This window comes from Agrococcus sp. SL85, assembly GCF_026625845.1.
GTDB lineage: Bacteria > Actinomycetota > Actinomycetes > Actinomycetales > Microbacteriaceae > Agrococcus.
Map to the genome: position 1 here is coordinate 1,143,894 of NZ_CP113066.1, position 15,574 is coordinate 1,159,467.

The window sequence follows — 15,574 nt, forward strand, 5'->3', positions numbered from 1 at the left end:
GTACGCCGGTCCGCTGGCAGCTCGGCCGTCCCGGGCGCCGCCGCCAGGCGTCGCCGCCGCGCATGCGACAGACTCGACGCGATGCCCCTCCTCGACCACGCCCCCAGCCCCTGGGATCCCGACGCCGCCTTCGACGCCTTCGCGGCCTGGGCGCTCGAGGAGCGCGGGCTCAGCCTCTACCCGGCGCAGGAGGAGGCGGTGCTCGAGATCGTCACCGGCGCGAACGTCATCCTCTCCACGCCCACCGGCACCGGCAAGTCGCTCGTCGCGATCGGCGCGCACTTCGCGGCGCTCGCGCAGGGACAGCGCTCCTTCTACACCGCGCCGATCAAGGCGCTCGTGAGCGAGAAGTTCTTCCAGCTCGTGGAGGTCTTCGGTGCCGAGAGCGTGGGGATGGTCACGGGCGACTCGAGCGTCAACGCCGACGCCCCGATCATCTGCTGCACCGCCGAGATCCTCGCCAACCTCGCGCTCCGCAACGGCGAGCAGACCGACGTCGGCCAGGTCGTCATGGACGAGTTCCACTTCTTCGCCGACTCGCAGCGCGGCTGGGCGTGGCAGGTGCCCCTGCTCACGCTGCCGCAGGCGCAGTTCATCCTCATGTCGGCCACGCTCGGCGACGTCACCCGCATCGCCGACGACCTGAGCACCTCCACCCGCCGCGAGACCGCGCAGGTCACGGGCGTCGAGCGGCCCGTGCCGCTGCACTTCGAGTACGCGCTCACGCCCGTGCACGAGACGATCGAGGAGCTCCTCGCCACGCAGCGCGCGCCCATCTACATCGTGCACTTCGCGCAGGCCGCGGCGCTCGAGCGGGCGCAGGCGCTCACCTCGACGAAGGTCGTGAGCCGCGAGCAGCGCGACGCGATCGCCGAGGCGATCGGCGACTTCCGCTTCACGACGCGCTTCGGCCAGACGCTCTCGCGGCTCGTGCGCGCCGGCATCGGCGTGCACCACGCCGGCATGCTGCCGAAGTACCGCCGCCTCGTCGAGCAGCTCGCGCAGCAGGGCCTCCTGCGCGTCATCTGCGGCACCGACACCCTCGGCGTCGGCATCAACGTGCCCATCCGCACGGTGCTGCTCACGGGTCTCACGAAGTTCGACGGGCAGCGGATGCGGCACCTCACTGCCCGCGAGTTCCACCAGATCGCGGGCCGCGCGGGCCGCGCCGGCTACGACACCGCCGGCACCGTCGTCGCGCAGGCGCCCGAGCACGAGGCCGAGAACGCCAAGATGCTCGAGAAGGCGGGCGACGACCCGAAGAAGCGGCGGAAGCTCGTGCGCAAGAAGGCGCCGGAGGGCTTCGTCTCGTGGGGGAAGCCCTCGTTCGAGAAGCTCATCGACGCGGAGCCCGAGCCGCTGCAGCCGCAGATGCAGGTGAGCCACTCGATGCTGCTGAACGTGATCGGCCGCGGCGGCGACGCCTTCGCCGACATGCGCGATCTCATCCGCGCCTCCCACGGCACGCGCCGCGAGCAGCTGGCGCTCGAGCGGCGGGCGCTCGCGATCTACCGCACCCTCCGCACCGCGGGCATCGTCGAGCAGCACGACACCGCGCCGCGCATCCGCCTCACCGTCGACCTGCCGCCCGACTTCGCGCTCAACCAGCCGCTGTCGCCCTTCGCGCTCGAGGTCATCGACGTGCTCGAGCCCGCCTCGCCCACGCACGCGCTCGACGTCGTCTCGGTCATCGAGGCCACCCTCGACGACCCGCGGCCGATCCTCGCGCAGCAGCAGTTCCTCGCCCGCGGCGAGGCGGTGGCGGCGATGAAGGCCGACGGCATCGAGTACGAGGAGCGCATGGCGCTGCTCGAGGAGATCACGCATCCGAAGCCGCTCGAGGAGCTGCTGCGGGAGGCGCTCGCGGTGTTCGCGTCGTCGCAGCCGTGGGTGGGCGACTTCGCGCTGTCGCCGAAGAGCGTCGTGCGCGACATGTGGGAGCGGGCGATGACCTTCGCCGACTACGTGCAGCACTACGGGCTCTCGCGCTCCGAGGGGCTCGTGCTGCGCTACCTCTCGGATGCGTACCGCGCGATCCGGCAGACGGTGCCGGAGGAGGCGAAGGGCGAGGAGCTGCTCGACCTCATCGAGTGGCTGGGCAGCGTCGTGCGGCAGGTCGACTCGAGCCTGCTCGACGAGTGGGAGGAGCTGCTGCACCCGACCGCTCCCGGGGAGGCGCCGATCGCGCCGCCGCCCCCGCCCTCGGTCGTCGCGAACCCGCGCGCCTTCCGGGTGCTCGTGCGCAACGAGCTGTTCCGTCGCGTGCAGCTGGCCGCGCTCGACCGCGCCGACGACCTCGGCGAGCTCGACGCCGCCTCCGGCTGGGACGCCGCGGCCTGGGGCGAGGCGCTCGACGCCTACTTCGACGAGCACGACGCGATCGGCACGGGCGCGGAGGCGCGCAGCAGCCGGATGCTCGTCGTCGGCGAGGGCGTCGACACCTGGGAGGTGCAGCAGATCCTCGCCGACCCTGCGGGCGACCACGACTGGCGCATCTGGGCCTCGGTCGACCTCGCGGCCTCCGCGGAGTCCGGCGCCGCGGTCGTGCGCGTCACCCGCGTCGGTCGCCTGTAGGGGGCGCTAGAGGCCGGGCACGAAGGCGGCCTCGGCGCCCAGCTCGCCCGCGACGAGCCGCGCCGTCACCTCGGTGAGGAGCGCGACGCCCGCGAGCGCGTCCTCGTCGCTCGTCGCCTCGCCCTCGTTGTGCGAGATGCCCTCGATGCTCGGCACGAAGAGCATCACGGTGGGCGCGACGTCCTTCATGTTCGTGGAGTCGTGGCCCGCGACCGTCATCGTCCTCGCGTGCGAGAGCCCGAGCCCCTCGGCCGCCGAGCGCGCGAGCTCGACGCCCTCCGGCTGGTACGACAGCAGCCCCCACCGGTGCGTGAGCCGCTGCTCGACGCGCACGCGGGCCCGCTCCTCGATCTGCGCGATGCGCTCCTGCAGCAGCGCGTCCGCGCGCTCGAGCACGCCCTCGTCGGGGGAGCGGAGGTCGAGGTTGATCTCGACGCGGCGCGCGACGGTCACGGGGGAGTTGGGCGCGAGCTCCAGCTCCGAGACGGAGGAGTGGAGCATGCCCGCCGGCAGCTCCTCGGTGAGCTCCCGCGCGGCCACGATGAGGAGGGCCGCGCCGTACAGGGCGTCCCGCCGGTCGGCCATGATCGTCGAGCCCGTGTGGCTCTGCTCGCCGTGCACGACGATGCGGCGCTTGCTGGCCGCCCACGTGCGATCCACGAGCCCGATCGTCGTGCCCGACTCCTCGAGGCCGCGGCCCTGCTCGATGTGGATCTCGGCGTAGGCGGCGACCGGAGGCACCGCGAGGTCGAGGGCGTCGCCGGGAGCGGCGATCGCCTGGGCGACGGTGGCGCCCGCGCGGTCGGTCGCGGCGAGGGCCGCCTCGAGCGGCAGCGCCCCGGTGAGCACCGAGGAGCCCATCATGCTGGGCGTGAAGCGGCTGCCCTCCTCGTTGAACCAGTTGACGACCGCGAGGTTGCACGCGGCTGCCAGCTCGCCCGCGCGCACGCGCCGCACGACCTCGCGGGCCGCGTGCGCGGCCGCGAGCACGCCGTAGGCGCCGTCGAAGCGGCCCGCGAGCGGCTGCGAGTCGAGGTGCGAGCCCACGAGCACGTAGGGGGCGCCCGGCACGAGCTCGACGATGCCGTACTGGTTCGAGATCGCGTCGTGCCGCACCGCGAAGCCCTCGGCCTCGAGCCAGCCGCGGAACCACGCGCGCACGGCGTGGTCCTCCGCCGTGCCCGCCTCGCGCTCGACGCCGCCGCCCGGCGTCGCCCCGTGCGCCGACATGGCGGCGAAGTCCTCGAGGAAGTCGGTGTGCATGTGCCCTCCTTGGCGTGCGCCGCGCGTGCGGCGGTGTCCTGCTGCGCCGCCGGTGCGGCGACGCGGATGCTCAGCGCTCGTCGAGCGCGCCGTGCACGGCCTCGCCGCCCACGAGCGTCGCGACCACGTCGATCGCGCCGATGCGATCGGCGGCGACCGCGCGCGGGTCGTCGCCGAGCACCACGAGGTCGGCGAGCGCGCCGCGCGCGAGCACGCCCTTGCGGCCGCCCCACCCCGTCGCCTCCGCCGCGCCGACGGTGCAGGCCCGGAGGGCCTCCGCCACGGTGAGGCGCTCGTCCGGGCCGTACTGCGCGCCCGACTGCGTCGCCCGCTCGACGAACGACTGCACGACGCGCAGCGGCTCGCCCGGCGCCACCGGGCGATCCGAGAGCGCCGGCCAGCACCGCGCCCGCCCGCAGCACGCTCGCCGCGGGGTAGGAGCGCGCGGTGCGCTCGGCGCCGAGCTTCTCGGCCATGCCGTCGCCGAACTCGGCGATGAACCGCGGCTGCGGCACGAGGGCCACGCCGAGCCTCGCCATCCGGGTCAGCTGGTCGGGCCGCACCACGCCGCCGTGCTCGATGCGGCTGGGCATCGCGGCGCGGCCGTGCTCGGCCTGCGCCTCCTCGACGAGGTCGAGGGCGTAGTCGACGGCGGCGTCGCCGATCGCGTGGAGCGCGAGCGCCCAGCCGCCGCCCGCGGCGTCGAGCACGCGCCGCCGCATCGTGGCCGGGTCGCCCAGCAGGTAGCCGTGGTTGCCGTGGTCGTGCTCGTAGTCCTCGGTCATCGCGGCGGTCGAGCCCAGCAGCGAGCCGTCGGTGAAGACCTTGACGGGCCCGAGCTGGAGCAGCTCGTCGCCGATGCCCGAGCGCAGCCCGCCCGTCAGGCCGATCGCGCGGGGGTCGTCGGCGTGGCCGCCGAGCTCGTGCAGCGCATCGAGCGTGACCATCGCCTGCATCCGGGTGCGCAGCAGGCCGCGCTCCAGGGCGCCCTGGTAGCCGGCGAGCTCGCGCGGGCTGTGGCCGATCCAGCCGCCGACGGTGCCGGCGTCGGTCACCGAGGTGAGGCCCTCGCGCGCGTACTGGGCGGTGGCCCGGCCCAGCGCGTCCTCGATCGCCCGCAGCGGATCGGGCAGGAGCACGTCCTGCACGAGCCGCATCGCGTTCTCCTCCAGGAGTCCCGTGGGCCTGCCCCGCTCGTCGCGGACGATGACGCCGCCCTCCGGATCGTCGCGCGGGCCGTCGTCGACGCCGATGCGCCGCAGCCCCTCGCCGCTGAGGGTCGCCGCGTGCCCGGAGGCGTGCTTGAGCCACACGGGCCGGCCGCCGGCAGCGCGGTCGAGGCCGTCGCGGTCGACCCCTCCGCGGATGCCGAGGGGGTTGAAGCCGGAGGCGATGATCCACTCGTCGTCGGTGGGCGCTGGCGACGCTGCCGCCGCGATGCGGTCGAGGACGCCCTCGGCCGTGCGCTCCTGCGCGAGGTCGACCTCGGCGAGCGACTGCCCGAACCAGACGCTGTGCGCGTGGGCGTCGACGAAGCCGGGCAGCAGGGTGGCACCCTGCGCGTCGAGCACGACGTCGGCCGAGGCGCCGTCGAGCTCCTCGTCGAGCCCGATCACGCGGCCGGCCCAGATGCCGATCCTGCGGGCCGTCGGGCGCTCGGGATCCATGGTGCGGATCCGGGCGTCCTCGATGATCGCGTCGATGCGCACGGGGCCTCCTCGGGTCGTGCCTCCATTGAATCTGGGCGATCTGCCGCCGACAATGCGAGACGAGCACGGGATCAGCGCCGTAGGCTGTGCATGCGCACAAGCGCGCTCGACGCGAGGAACGAGGCGGCAGCGATGGTGGCAGCGGATGGCGCGGCGTCGGAGCAGTGGCAGCGGCTGGTGGATCGGCTCGACGCCCAGATGGACGCGATCGTCGACGACTTCATGGCCGAGCTCGGCGAGCGGGGCCGCTACGACCGCGACGCAGTGGGCGAGCAGGACCTCCGCGACACGGCCGCCGACACCCTGCGGATGCTCGTCGCGCGGCTCGGGGGCAGGGCGCCCACCCACGAGGAGGCGGTGCTCGCCACCTCGCTCGGCGTGCGGCGCGCGCGCCAGGGCGTGCCGCTCGACGCGCTCCTGGAGGCCGTGCGGCTCGACTTCCGCGTCCTCTGGCGCTGGCTCACCCGGCTCGCGGGCGAGGGACAGGACGCCGTGCTCGTCGCGCAGGTGGAGCGGGTCCTGACGGTCGTCGAGGGATACGTCGACGAGGTGCAGCAGTCGTTCCTGCTGGAGCGCGCCGCCATGCAGCGCGACGCGCGGCTCGCGACCGAGCGCCACCTCGCGCGGCTCCTGAGCGGCGACGCCCCGGGCGCGGCGGCGGTCGAGGCGATCGCGCAGGGGCTCGGCGTGGATCCCCAGGCGCGGTTCGACCTCGTGGCGGTGCCCGTCGACCGGATCGAGGCGGCGCAGCGGGCGCTCGCCGCGCGGCTCGCCGCCGGCAGCGCGTTCGCCGGGGCGCTCGGCGACGCCTACTGCGTCTTCCAGGTGCAGGGCGGCCACGCCCTCGACGCGGGCCTCGAGGGGCTGCCCGGCGTCCGGCTGCCCGGGCTCCGCGGCCTCTCGGCGGTGGCGCTCGCGGCCCGCTCGGCGCTGCCGCTGCTCGCGGCGCTGCCCGACGGCTCGGGCATGCTCGACCTCGAGGAGCTGTGGCCCCACGTGGCCGCGCACCGGCTCGCAGCGCTCGTGCCGGGCTTCCTGCAGGATCGCGCATCCGGCCTCGACGCCCTCACCGACTACCAGCGCGGCGCGATCCTGAGCACGGTGCGCGCCTACCTCGCCACGGGCTCCGTGCACGCGACGGCCGGGCGGCTGTTCTGCCATCGCAACACGGTGCTGAACCGGCTCGCGGCGTTCCGGGATCGCACGGAGCTGGATGTGCAGGTGCCCGTACAGGCATCGCTGGCGCAGGTGCTGCTCGCGGCGCACGGCGACGCCGTCGCGCGCGCGGTCTGAGCGAAGTGGGCGTCTGCACAATCCACTCGCCGGAATGCGGGTCGCCCGGCCATTGAGCGCCCGCCGCGCCTCCGGGACGATGTCAGGAACCCGGGGCGCCGCCCGCCGGCACCCGGGCCGCGCCGGCCAGCACCGCTCGGCGCCTCCCGTCCGCCCCCGCAGCACCCCCGCGCCGCCGCGTCCCTCGGCGGCCCCGAGGAGGAGATCCCATGACCCAGGCAGACGGCGCCACCACGGCGCCCCCGGCCGACGAGATCGTCGTCAGCCCCAAGGACGTGCGCCGCATCGCCGGCGCAGCCTTCGTCGGCACCGCCCTCGAGTGGTACGACTACTTCCTCTTCGGCACGGCGGCCGCCCTCGTCTTCAACCGCCTCTTCTTCACCGAGCTCGACCCGAGCGCGGCCGTGCTCGCCTCGCTCGCGACCTTCGGCGTGGGCTTCGCGGCGCGCCCGATCGGCGCGTTCATCTTCGGCGTGCTCGGCGACCGCATGGGGCGTCGGCCCACGCTCGTGCTCACGATCGTGCTCATCGGCATCGCCACGGGCGTCATCGGCCTGCTGCCGACCTACGCCGACATCGGCCTCCTCGCGCCCGCGCTGCTCGTGACGCTGCGGCTCCTCCAGGGCCTCGCCGTCGGCGGCGAGTGGGGCGGCGCCACGACGATCGCGATCGAGCACGCGCCCGTCTCGCAGCGCGCCCGGTACGCCGCGCTCGTGCAGGTCGGCTCGCCCGTCGGCACGCTCATGTCGTCGGGCGCCATCGCGCTCGTGCTGCTCTTCCCGCCCGCCGAGTTCGACGCCTGGGCCTGGCGCCTGCCGTTCCTCGCGGCCTTCCCGCTGCTCGCGATCGCGCTGTGGATCCGGCTGAAGGTCGAGGAGTCGCCCATCTTCGAGGACCTCGTGCGCCTCGACCAGCGGGCCAAGGTGCCCGCGCTGCAGGTGTTCACGAAGGCCTGGGGCCGCCTCATCGTCGCGGTCGCTGCTGCGTTCCTCGGCGTCGGCGGCTTCTACGTCATGAACACCTTCGTCGTCAGCTACGCCGCGAACACGCTCGGCGTCGACCGCCAGGTGGCGGTGAACGCCACCCTCATCGCCGCCGGCGCGCAGATCGTCGTCATCCTGCTCTGCGGCCGCCTGGCCGAGCGCATGGGGCCCGGGCGCGTCACCTTCTGGGGCGGCATCCTCACCGCCGCGGCGGCCGCGCCGCTCTTCTGGCTCATCGACACCGGATCGCCCCTCGCGATCACGTTCGCGGTCACGGCCGGCATCGCGCTGCTCACGATCACCTACGCCGTCACCGGCGCGCTGCTCACCGAGCTCTTCCCGCCGGAGCTGCGCTACAGCGGCGTCTCGCTCGGCTACAACATCGCCGGCGCGCTCTCGGGCTTCCTGCCCTTCGTCGCCACCTGGCTCATCGGCCTGAACGAGGAGCCGGTGTCCTGGCCCGCCGTCGTGATCCTCGCGATCGTCTCGCTCATCACCGCGGCCGGAGGCTTCTTCGGCGAGCGGCTCCGGGTGCGCGACAAGGCGATCGTGCAGGCGGCCTGACCTCCGCACCGCGGTCGGACGGCCCCGGTCCGGCGGACGCGAGCAGCGCCCGCCGGCCCGGGGCCGTCGTCGGTCGTAGCGGTCGTCAGTCGCGCGCGTCGGGCCAGCCCGCGATGTCGACGCCGTGGTTGTCGGGGGAGGCGAGGGTGACCCACGCGGGCGCCTGCGCCTCGTCGGCGATGCGGCCGCCGGCCTCCGCAGCAGCCTCCACGCGGGCCCGCCATCGATCGGCGGGCACGAAGACGTCGAGGTGCGTGCGGCCGCGGCCGGCCGCGTCGCCCGTGATCGGGTTCACCGCCAGCTGCGGTCCGCGGCGCAGCGGATCGACCGCGTCGGCGTCGCCGAACGGCTCGTAGCCGAGCGCGGCGAGGAAGAACGCCCGCACGTCGGCCTCGCTGTGCTGGGCGACGTAGAGCTGGATCGACTGCACGAGGGCGGGCTCGGCCCGCAGCCCCAGGGCGGCGCCCGCGCTCGACACCGCGGCCGCGAAGGGTGCGGCGCCCGCGGGGATGCCCTCGAAGTCGGGGTGCGGCACGCTCACGACCGCGGCCTCGGGCCGCAGGTCGACGTCCGGCCGCACGCCGTGCCGCTCGGCGGCCTCCGCGACCGCCGCCACGAGCGAGGCCGCGTGCGCGAAGGAGTCGGCGAGGAAGACCGCCTGCGGGCCCGTCGCCACCACGCGCCAGTCGCCCACGCCCTCCGCCGCGTGGAAGGCCGCCGTCGTGATCCGCTCGTCGTCGTGCATGCGTGCTCCTCGCTCCGCGGCCGCGCCCGCCGCCGATCCGCCGTGCCCAGCATCCTCGCGGCGCCCCGGCAGCGCAACGGCGCGATCGCAGCGGGCGCCGGAGCCGCCCGGAGGCGCGTAGCCTCGGAGCATGGACGACGCCACGATCACGCCCGTCGAGCTCTCGCGCGAGCTCGGGATGGACCGCAAGGGCAAGCAGATCCGCGGCTTCCTGCGGAACCCCGCCGACGGGCGCGGCCCCTTCGAGGGCCACGAGATCGGCACCCCCTGGCACCTGACCGCCGAGCAGGCCGACCGCATCCGCGCGCACTTCCGCAAGGGCTGAGCCGCCTCGGCGTCGGGGGCGCGACGCGACGCCCGGCCGCCGGCCGACGAGCAGGCGCTGGCGCGCAGCCTCCGAGCCGCCCCGCGAGCGCGGCGCTACGGTGGCACGGTGCCGAAGCAGCCCACCGTCTACGACGTCGCCCGGAGGGCGGGCGTCTCGACCGCCACGGTCTCGCGCACGCTCAGCCGGCCCGACGAGGTGCGGGCCGCGACGCGCGACGCCGTGCTTGCCGCCGTCGACGAGCTCGGCTACGTGCCGAGCGCGGCGGCGCGCGGGCTCGCGAGCCGCCGCGCGGGCACGCTCGGGCTGCTCTTCCCCGACGCGGACGGCGTCGGGGCGACCGACACGGGCGAGCTGCCGGTGCTGACGACGACGGGCCGCACCGAGGTGGAGATCGTGCGCGACCGCCGCACGGCGCCCACGACCTCGATGGTCGACCTCTTCACGGCCGAGGTGGTGCGCGGCGCCGAGCTCGAGGCGTGGCGGGCGGGCCTCGCCGTCACGATCGCCGTCGCCCGCGGCTCCTCCGCGACGGCGATGGCCGCAGACATGGCGGGGCGCGTCGACGGCATGGCGGTGCTCTCGGCGACGCTGCCGGACGACGACCTGCAGCGCATCGCGCGCCGCATCCCCGTGGTCGTGATGGCCGCCCACGACCGCGAGGACGGCCTCGACCACGTGCACGTCGACAACCGCTCCGCGATGCGCGCGCTCGTCGGCCACCTGGTCGACGAGCACGGCTACCGCGACCTCGCGTTCTTCGGCGGCCCGGCAGGCTCGCCCGACGGCGAGGAGCGCTTCGCGGCGTTCCAGGAGGTGCTGCGCGACCGAGGCGTGCCGGTGCCGGAGGCGCCCATCGCGCGCTCGGCCTTCACCTACGAGACGGCGCGCGAGGCGACGACGGCGCTGCTCCAGCGCGGCGTCGGCGCGCTGCCGCGCGTGCTCGTCTGCGCCAACGACCAGACGGCGCTCGGCGCGCTCGACGTGCTGCGCGAGGCGGGCGTGGAGGTGCCCGAGCGCGTGGCGCTCACGGGCTTCGACGGCATCGACGCCTCCGCGCGCTCTCGACCGCGCCTGACGACGGTCGAGCAGCCGATGCGCGACGTCGGGAGGGCCGCGATCGACCGCCTGCTCGCGCGACTGGCTGACCCCGCACTCCCCGCCGCGACCGTGGGGCTGCCCGTGCGCGTGCTCCTGCGCGAGAGCTGCGGCTGCACCGGTTGAGCCGCGCCGCGGGATCGCATCACGGGTTGCGCCCCGCCGATGTATGCGCTTACACTCGCCGGGACGCACCGACGGCGGTGCAGCTCGGCGACGGGCACCTCGACGAGGAGGAGCAAGATGCGCAGGCATGGAAGCAGGGACCAGCGGGCAGCGGCCTCGCGATCGATCGCGAGGAAGGGCCTCGCGGCGGTCGCCGGCGCGGCGGTCGTCGCGCTCGTGGCGGGCTGCGCGGGCGGCGGCAGCGGCGAGGGCGGCGCGGCGAGCGGCGACACCCCGCTGCTCGTGGCGATGGACAACGGCTCGCCCACCTTCACGGCGAACTTCAACCCGTTCAGCCCCAACAAGCGCACCGCGTCGCTGCTCATGTACGAGCCCCTCATGGTCTTCAACGCCATCGACGGCGAGGGCACCCCCTTCATCGCCGAGTCGATGGAGCAGCCCGACGCCCGCACCGTGGTCTTCACGATCCGCGAGGGCATCACGTGGAGCGACGGCGAGGCCCTCACGCCCGACGACGTGGCCTTCACGCTCCAGCTCATCAAGGACTTCCCCGCGCTCGACGTGCGCGGCGCGTGGACGAACATCGAGTCGGTCGCGGTCGACGGCCAGGACGTCGTCGTGACCCTCAACGGCGAGAACGTGCCGGCAGCGCGCGCCATCGCGCAGACGGTGATCGTGCCCGAGCACATCTGGGCCGACGTCGAGGATCCGACGACCTTCCTCAACGAGCAGCCGGTCGGCGCGGGCCCCTACGTGCTCGGCGAGTTCACGCCCAACGAGTACACGCTCGACCGCAACGAGGACTACTGGCAGGTCGAGGAGGTCGCCGCGAGCGAGCTGATCCTCCCGGCCGCGAACACCGAGCTCGAGATCGTCAACAACCAGTACGACTGGGCCTACTCCTACATGTCCGACGTCGACAGCACCTGGGGCGCGGCCGAGGAGGGCAACACCCACTGGTTCCCGCCGGGCGGCACGATCTCGCTCATGCCCAACCTCACGCAGGCGCCCTTCGACGACCCGGAGTTCCGCCAGGGCCTCTCGCTCGCGCTCGACCGCGACCGCATCGCCGACGTCGCCGAGGAGGGCTACGTCGAGGCCGCGGGCACCACGGGCCTGCTGCTGCCCAACCAGGAGGCGTGGCTCAACCCCGACATCCCGGACGCCGGCGCGGTCTCGCAGGACCTCGACGCCGCCGAGGAGCGCTTCGCGAACGCCGGCTACACGATGGAGGGCGACCGCCTCGTGGGCCCCGACGGCCAGCAGCTCGAGGTGACGCTCACGACGCCGAACGGCTACACCGACTGGCTGCGCGGCGCGACCGAGGTGCAGGAGCAGCTCACCGCCGCCGGCATCGCGGTCACGCTCAACCAGCCGCAGCCCGCGGCGTACCAGCAGGAGCTGCAGAACGGCAACTTCGAGCTGATCATCGGCTCGTTCGGCGGCACGGGCTCCGTGTACGACGACTTCAACGCGCTCATGTCGTCGAGCTTCTACCAGGAGGTCGGCACCACGACGACCGCCAACTTCCAGCGCTACCGCTCGGACGAGGCGGACGCCCTGCTCGACCAGCTGCGCGTCACGACCGACGAGGCCGAGCAGCGCGAGATCGGCTACCAGCTGCAGACGATCATGCACGAGGAGCTGCCCGTCGTGCCGCTCTTCTACGGCGGCCTGTGGGGCCTGTTCTCGGAGCAGCGCTTCACCGGCTGGCCGAGCGCCGAGGACCCGTACGCCACCCCGCAGACGTGGGACGCGAACCCGCTCCTCATCGTCACGAGCATCGAGGCCGTCGAGTGACGCCGGCCGAGCCGCGACAGGAGGCGTGAGCATGCGGTACGTCGCCCGGAAGGTCGGGCTCCTGCTGCTGACCCTCTGGGCGGCGATCACCGTCAACTTCTTCCTGCCGCGGCTCATGCCGGGCTCGCCCACCGACGCCGCGCTCGCGCGGCTCGCGCAGAACGGGCCCGTGAGCCCGGAGGCGCGGGCGGCGATCGAGGCGCAGCTGGGCGTGCCCGGCGGCAACCTCGCCGAGCAGTACCTCGACTACCTGGGGAACGTCGTCACCCTCGACTTCGGCGTCTCCTACACCTTCTTCCCCCGCACCGTGGGCGAGCTCGTGCTCGAGGCGCTGCCGTGGACGCTCGTGATGGTCGGGATCGTCACGATCCTCGCCTTCATCATCGGCACGCTCATCGGCGCGATGGCCGCCTGGCGCCGCGGCAGCTGGCTCGACTCGCTGCCGACGCTCTCGGGCACCTTCCTCGCGGCCTTCCCCTACTTCTGGACGGCGCTCCTGCTGCTGTTCTTCGTGGGCTACGGGCTCGACTGGTTCCCGACCTCCGGCGCCTACTCGCGGCGCGCGACCCCCGAGCTCACGCTCGAGTTCCTGCTCGACGCCTCGTACCACGCGGTGCTGCCGGCCCTCACGATCCTGCTCACCTCGGTGGGCGGCTGGATCCTCGGGATGCGCAACGCCATGATCAACACGCTCGGCGACGACTACGTGACCTTCGCCGAGGCCAACGGCCTGCGGCCCGGCACCGTCGCGCTCCGCTACGCGGCGCGGAACGCCGTGCTGCCGAACCTCACGGGCTTCGGCCTCGCGCTCGGCGGCGTCGTCGGCGGCTCGCTGCTCGTCGAGCAGGTCTTCTCCTACCCGGGGGTCGGCTACCTGCTGTTCAACGCCGTCACCAACCAGGACTACCCGCTCATGCAGGCGCTGTTCCTCATGATCACCGTGAGCGTGCTGCTCGCGAACTTCATCGTGGACCTCCTGTACGGCGTGCTCGACCCGAGGACCCGCCGATGACCGCGCAGAAGCCCCAGCCGGAGACCGTGGCGTCGCGGCTCGAGGAGATCCAGGCGGGCCGGCCCGCCGCCCGCCGCCCCGGCGGCGCCACCGTGCTGCTCCGCTCGTTCTCGACCCTGTGGTCGGTGCCGAAGGCGCGCATCGGGCTCATCATGCTGGGCGTCTTCCTGCTGGCCGCGGCCTTCGCGCCGCTGCTCGCGCCCTACGACGCGCACGACAACTCCTTCGGCCGCAACGAGGCGCCGAGCGCCGCGCACTGGTTCGGCACCACGGGCGCCGGCGAGGACGTGCTCTCGCAGGTGATCTTCGGCGCGCAGGTGTCGGTGCTCGTGGGCCTCGTGGCCGGAGCGGGCGCGATGCTCATCGCGGTCGTCGTGGGCCTCGCGTGGGGCTACGCGCGCGGCTTCGGCGCCGACGTCGCCGACTTCGTCGTCAACCTGTTCCTCGTCATCCCCGGGCTGCCGCTCATGATCGTCCTCGCGGCGTACCTGCGCGGCGGCGGCCTCGTCATGATCATGCTCGTCGTCATCGTCACCGGGTGGGCGTGGGGCGCGCGCGTGCTGCGCGCGCAGGCGCAGACCCTCCGCAGCCGCGACTTCGTCACCGCCGCGCAGTTCTCGGGCGACGGCACCGCGCGCATCGTCTTCCGCGAGATCCTGCCGAACATGCTCTCGCTCATCACGGGCGGGTTCTTCGGCTCGGCGACCGCCGCGATCCTCGCGGAATCGGGGCTCTCGTTCCTGGGGCTCGGCGACCCGCAGACCGTCAGCTGGGGCTCGATGCTCTTCTGGGCGCAGAACTCGAACGCGCTCCTCACCGGGCAGTGGGTGCTGCTGCTCGCGCCGGGTCTCTGCATCGCGCTGCTCGCGACCTCGCTGACGCTCATCAACTTCGGCGTGGACGGGCTCTCGAACCCGCGCCTGCGAGAGGGGAAGGGCCGATGACCGAGCCGCTGCTGCAGGTGCAGGACCTGTCCGTCGTCTACGAGCCGGCGGGCGCCGAGCCCGTGCACGCCGTCGAGGGCGCCACCTTCGACCTCGCGCCCGGCGAGTTCATCGGCCTCGTGGGGGAGTCGGGGTCGGGCAAGTCGACGCTCGGCTTCGCCGTCACGCGCCTCACGAAGGCGCCCGCGCGGATCGCCGCGGGCAGCATCCGCTTCGACGGCGTCGACGTGGCCACGCTCGAGGGCGAGGCGCTGCGCGCGCAGCGCCGCGGCGGGTTCGCGATGGTGCTGCAGTCGGGCATGAACGCGCTGAGCCCCGTGCGCACGATCGCCGACCACTTCCGCGACATCTACCGCGCCCACGGCCACGTGCCGCGCGGCCGGGAGCGCGCCCGCAGCGCCGAGCTGCTCGACAAGGTGCGCCTGCAGGGCGCCGTGCTCGACCGCTACGCCCACGAGCTCTCCGGCGGCCAGCGGCAGCGCGTCGCCATCGCGCTCGCGCTCGCGCTCGAGCCGCGGCTGCTCGTGTTCGACGAGCCGACCACGGCGCTCGACGTGCTCGTGCAGCGCTCGGTGATGGAGACCATCCGCGAGCTGCAGGCGGCCGAGGGCTTCAGCGCCATCCTCGTGAGCCACGACCTCGGCCTCGTGCTCGAGTCGACCTCCCGCACCCTCGTCATGCACGAGGGCCGGATCGTCGAGGACGCGCCGTCGGAGGACGTGCTGCTGCGCCCGCGTGCCGACTACACGAAGGGGCTGCTGCAGCACTACGCCGACCCGCGCGCCGAGGTCGTCGAGCTGCCGGGCCTCGTCTCGCGCGGCGGCTCGATCGAGGTCGCCGCCTCCACGGCGCTGCCCTCGCGGCGCGGCGCCACGGTGCCCGTCGTGCTCGACGGCGTCTCGAAGACCTATCCCGGCCGGCGCCGCAGCGACGACCCGGTCGTGGCCGTCGACGACGTCTCGTTCACCCTCGAGCCCGGCCAGTCGATGGCGCTCGTCGGCGCCTCCGGCTCCGGCAAGTCGACCATCGCGAAGCTCATCACCGGCGTCGAGCGGCCCAGCGCGGGCACGATCCGCGTGGGCGAGCGCCAGGTGGAGCGGCTGCGGCGTCGCGAGCCTGCGGGGCCTGCGCCACGACG

At 74.1% G+C, this 15,574-nt stretch carries 11 protein-coding genes and 2 pseudogenes; 9 read left to right on the forward strand and 4 right to left on the reverse strand.

The annotated features are described in order from the left end of the window. Positions 1–81 precede the first annotated feature (81 nt). Positions 82–2,574: a DEAD/DEAH box helicase gene (locus tag OVA14_RS05615; protein WP_267505272.1), complete on the forward strand. Its 2,493-nt coding sequence runs from the start codon at positions 82–84 to the stop codon at positions 2,572–2,574. 6 nt (positions 2,575–2,580) lie between these two features. Here the strand turns inward: OVA14_RS05615 and OVA14_RS05620 are convergent, their stop codons facing one another. The 3 genes and pseudogenes from OVA14_RS05620 to OVA14_RS05630 all read right to left on the reverse strand — a co-directional run. Then, entirely contained in the window at positions 2,581–3,837 is a 1,257-nt protein-coding gene (locus tag OVA14_RS05620; RefSeq protein ID WP_267505273.1) for a M20 family metallo-hydrolase, read from the reverse strand. Between the two features lie 70 nt (positions 3,838–3,907). Continuing rightward, on the reverse strand, positions 3,908–4,213 hold the full coding sequence (locus OVA14_RS05625) for an amidohydrolase family protein (protein ID WP_267505274.1): 306 nt from the start codon (positions 4,211–4,213) through the stop codon (positions 3,908–3,910). Positions 4,214–4,289: 76 nt separating this feature from the next. After that, positions 4,290–5,504, reverse strand: a pseudogene (locus OVA14_RS05630) (amidohydrolase); the annotation flags it as partial. Between the two features lie 174 nt (positions 5,505–5,678). Here OVA14_RS05630 and OVA14_RS05635 point away from each other — a divergent pair. Together OVA14_RS05635 and OVA14_RS05640 are read left to right on the forward strand one after the other, a co-directional pair. Further along, the gene (locus OVA14_RS05635) at positions 5,679–6,839 is read left to right on the forward strand and encodes a helix-turn-helix domain-containing protein (protein ID WP_267505275.1); all 1,161 of its coding nucleotides are present in this window, start codon (positions 5,679–5,681) and stop codon (positions 6,837–6,839) included. Positions 6,840–7,048: 209 nt separating this feature from the next. After that, positions 7,049–8,386, forward strand: coding sequence for an MFS transporter (locus OVA14_RS05640; protein WP_267505276.1), 1,338 nt, complete (start codon positions 7,049–7,051; stop codon positions 8,384–8,386). An 85-nt stretch (positions 8,387–8,471) separates the two neighbouring features. On the opposite strand, the gene OVA14_RS05645 is transcribed toward OVA14_RS05640, so the two are convergent. Further along, positions 8,472–9,131, reverse strand: a complete 660-nt coding sequence (locus tag OVA14_RS05645; protein ID WP_267505277.1) for a VOC family protein — start codon at positions 9,129–9,131, stop codon at positions 8,472–8,474. 130 nt (positions 9,132–9,261) lie between these two features. Between OVA14_RS05645 and OVA14_RS05650 the strand changes: the two genes are divergently transcribed. The 6 genes and pseudogenes from OVA14_RS05650 to OVA14_RS05675 form a co-directional block, all read left to right on the forward strand. Beyond that, entirely contained in the window at positions 9,262–9,456 is a 195-nt protein-coding gene (locus OVA14_RS05650) for a hypothetical protein (protein ID WP_267505278.1), read from the forward strand. A gap of 108 nt (positions 9,457–9,564) precedes the next feature. After that, positions 9,565–10,680 (forward strand): LacI family DNA-binding transcriptional regulator, encoded by a 1,116-nt coding sequence (locus OVA14_RS05655; RefSeq protein ID WP_267505279.1) that lies wholly within the window; start codon positions 9,565–9,567, stop codon positions 10,678–10,680. A 117-nt stretch (positions 10,681–10,797) separates the two neighbouring features. Next, positions 10,798–12,480, forward strand: a complete 1,683-nt coding sequence (locus tag OVA14_RS05660) for an ABC transporter substrate-binding protein (protein WP_267505280.1) — start codon at positions 10,798–10,800, stop codon at positions 12,478–12,480. A gap of 31 nt (positions 12,481–12,511) precedes the next feature. Continuing rightward, positions 12,512–13,492, forward strand: coding sequence for an ABC transporter permease (locus OVA14_RS05665; RefSeq protein ID WP_267505505.1), 981 nt, complete (start codon positions 12,512–12,514; stop codon positions 13,490–13,492). After that, complete coding sequence (locus tag OVA14_RS05670; protein ID WP_267505281.1) at positions 13,489–14,436, forward strand: ABC transporter permease; 948 nt, start codon at positions 13,489–13,491, stop codon at positions 14,434–14,436. Before OVA14_RS05665 ends, OVA14_RS05670 begins: the two co-directional genes overlap by 4 nt. Then, a pseudogene (locus OVA14_RS05675) lies at positions 14,433–15,482 on the forward strand (ATP-binding cassette domain-containing protein); the annotation flags it as partial. The gene OVA14_RS05670 and the pseudogene OVA14_RS05675, both read left to right, overlap by 4 nt. Positions 15,483–15,574 lie beyond the last annotated feature (92 nt).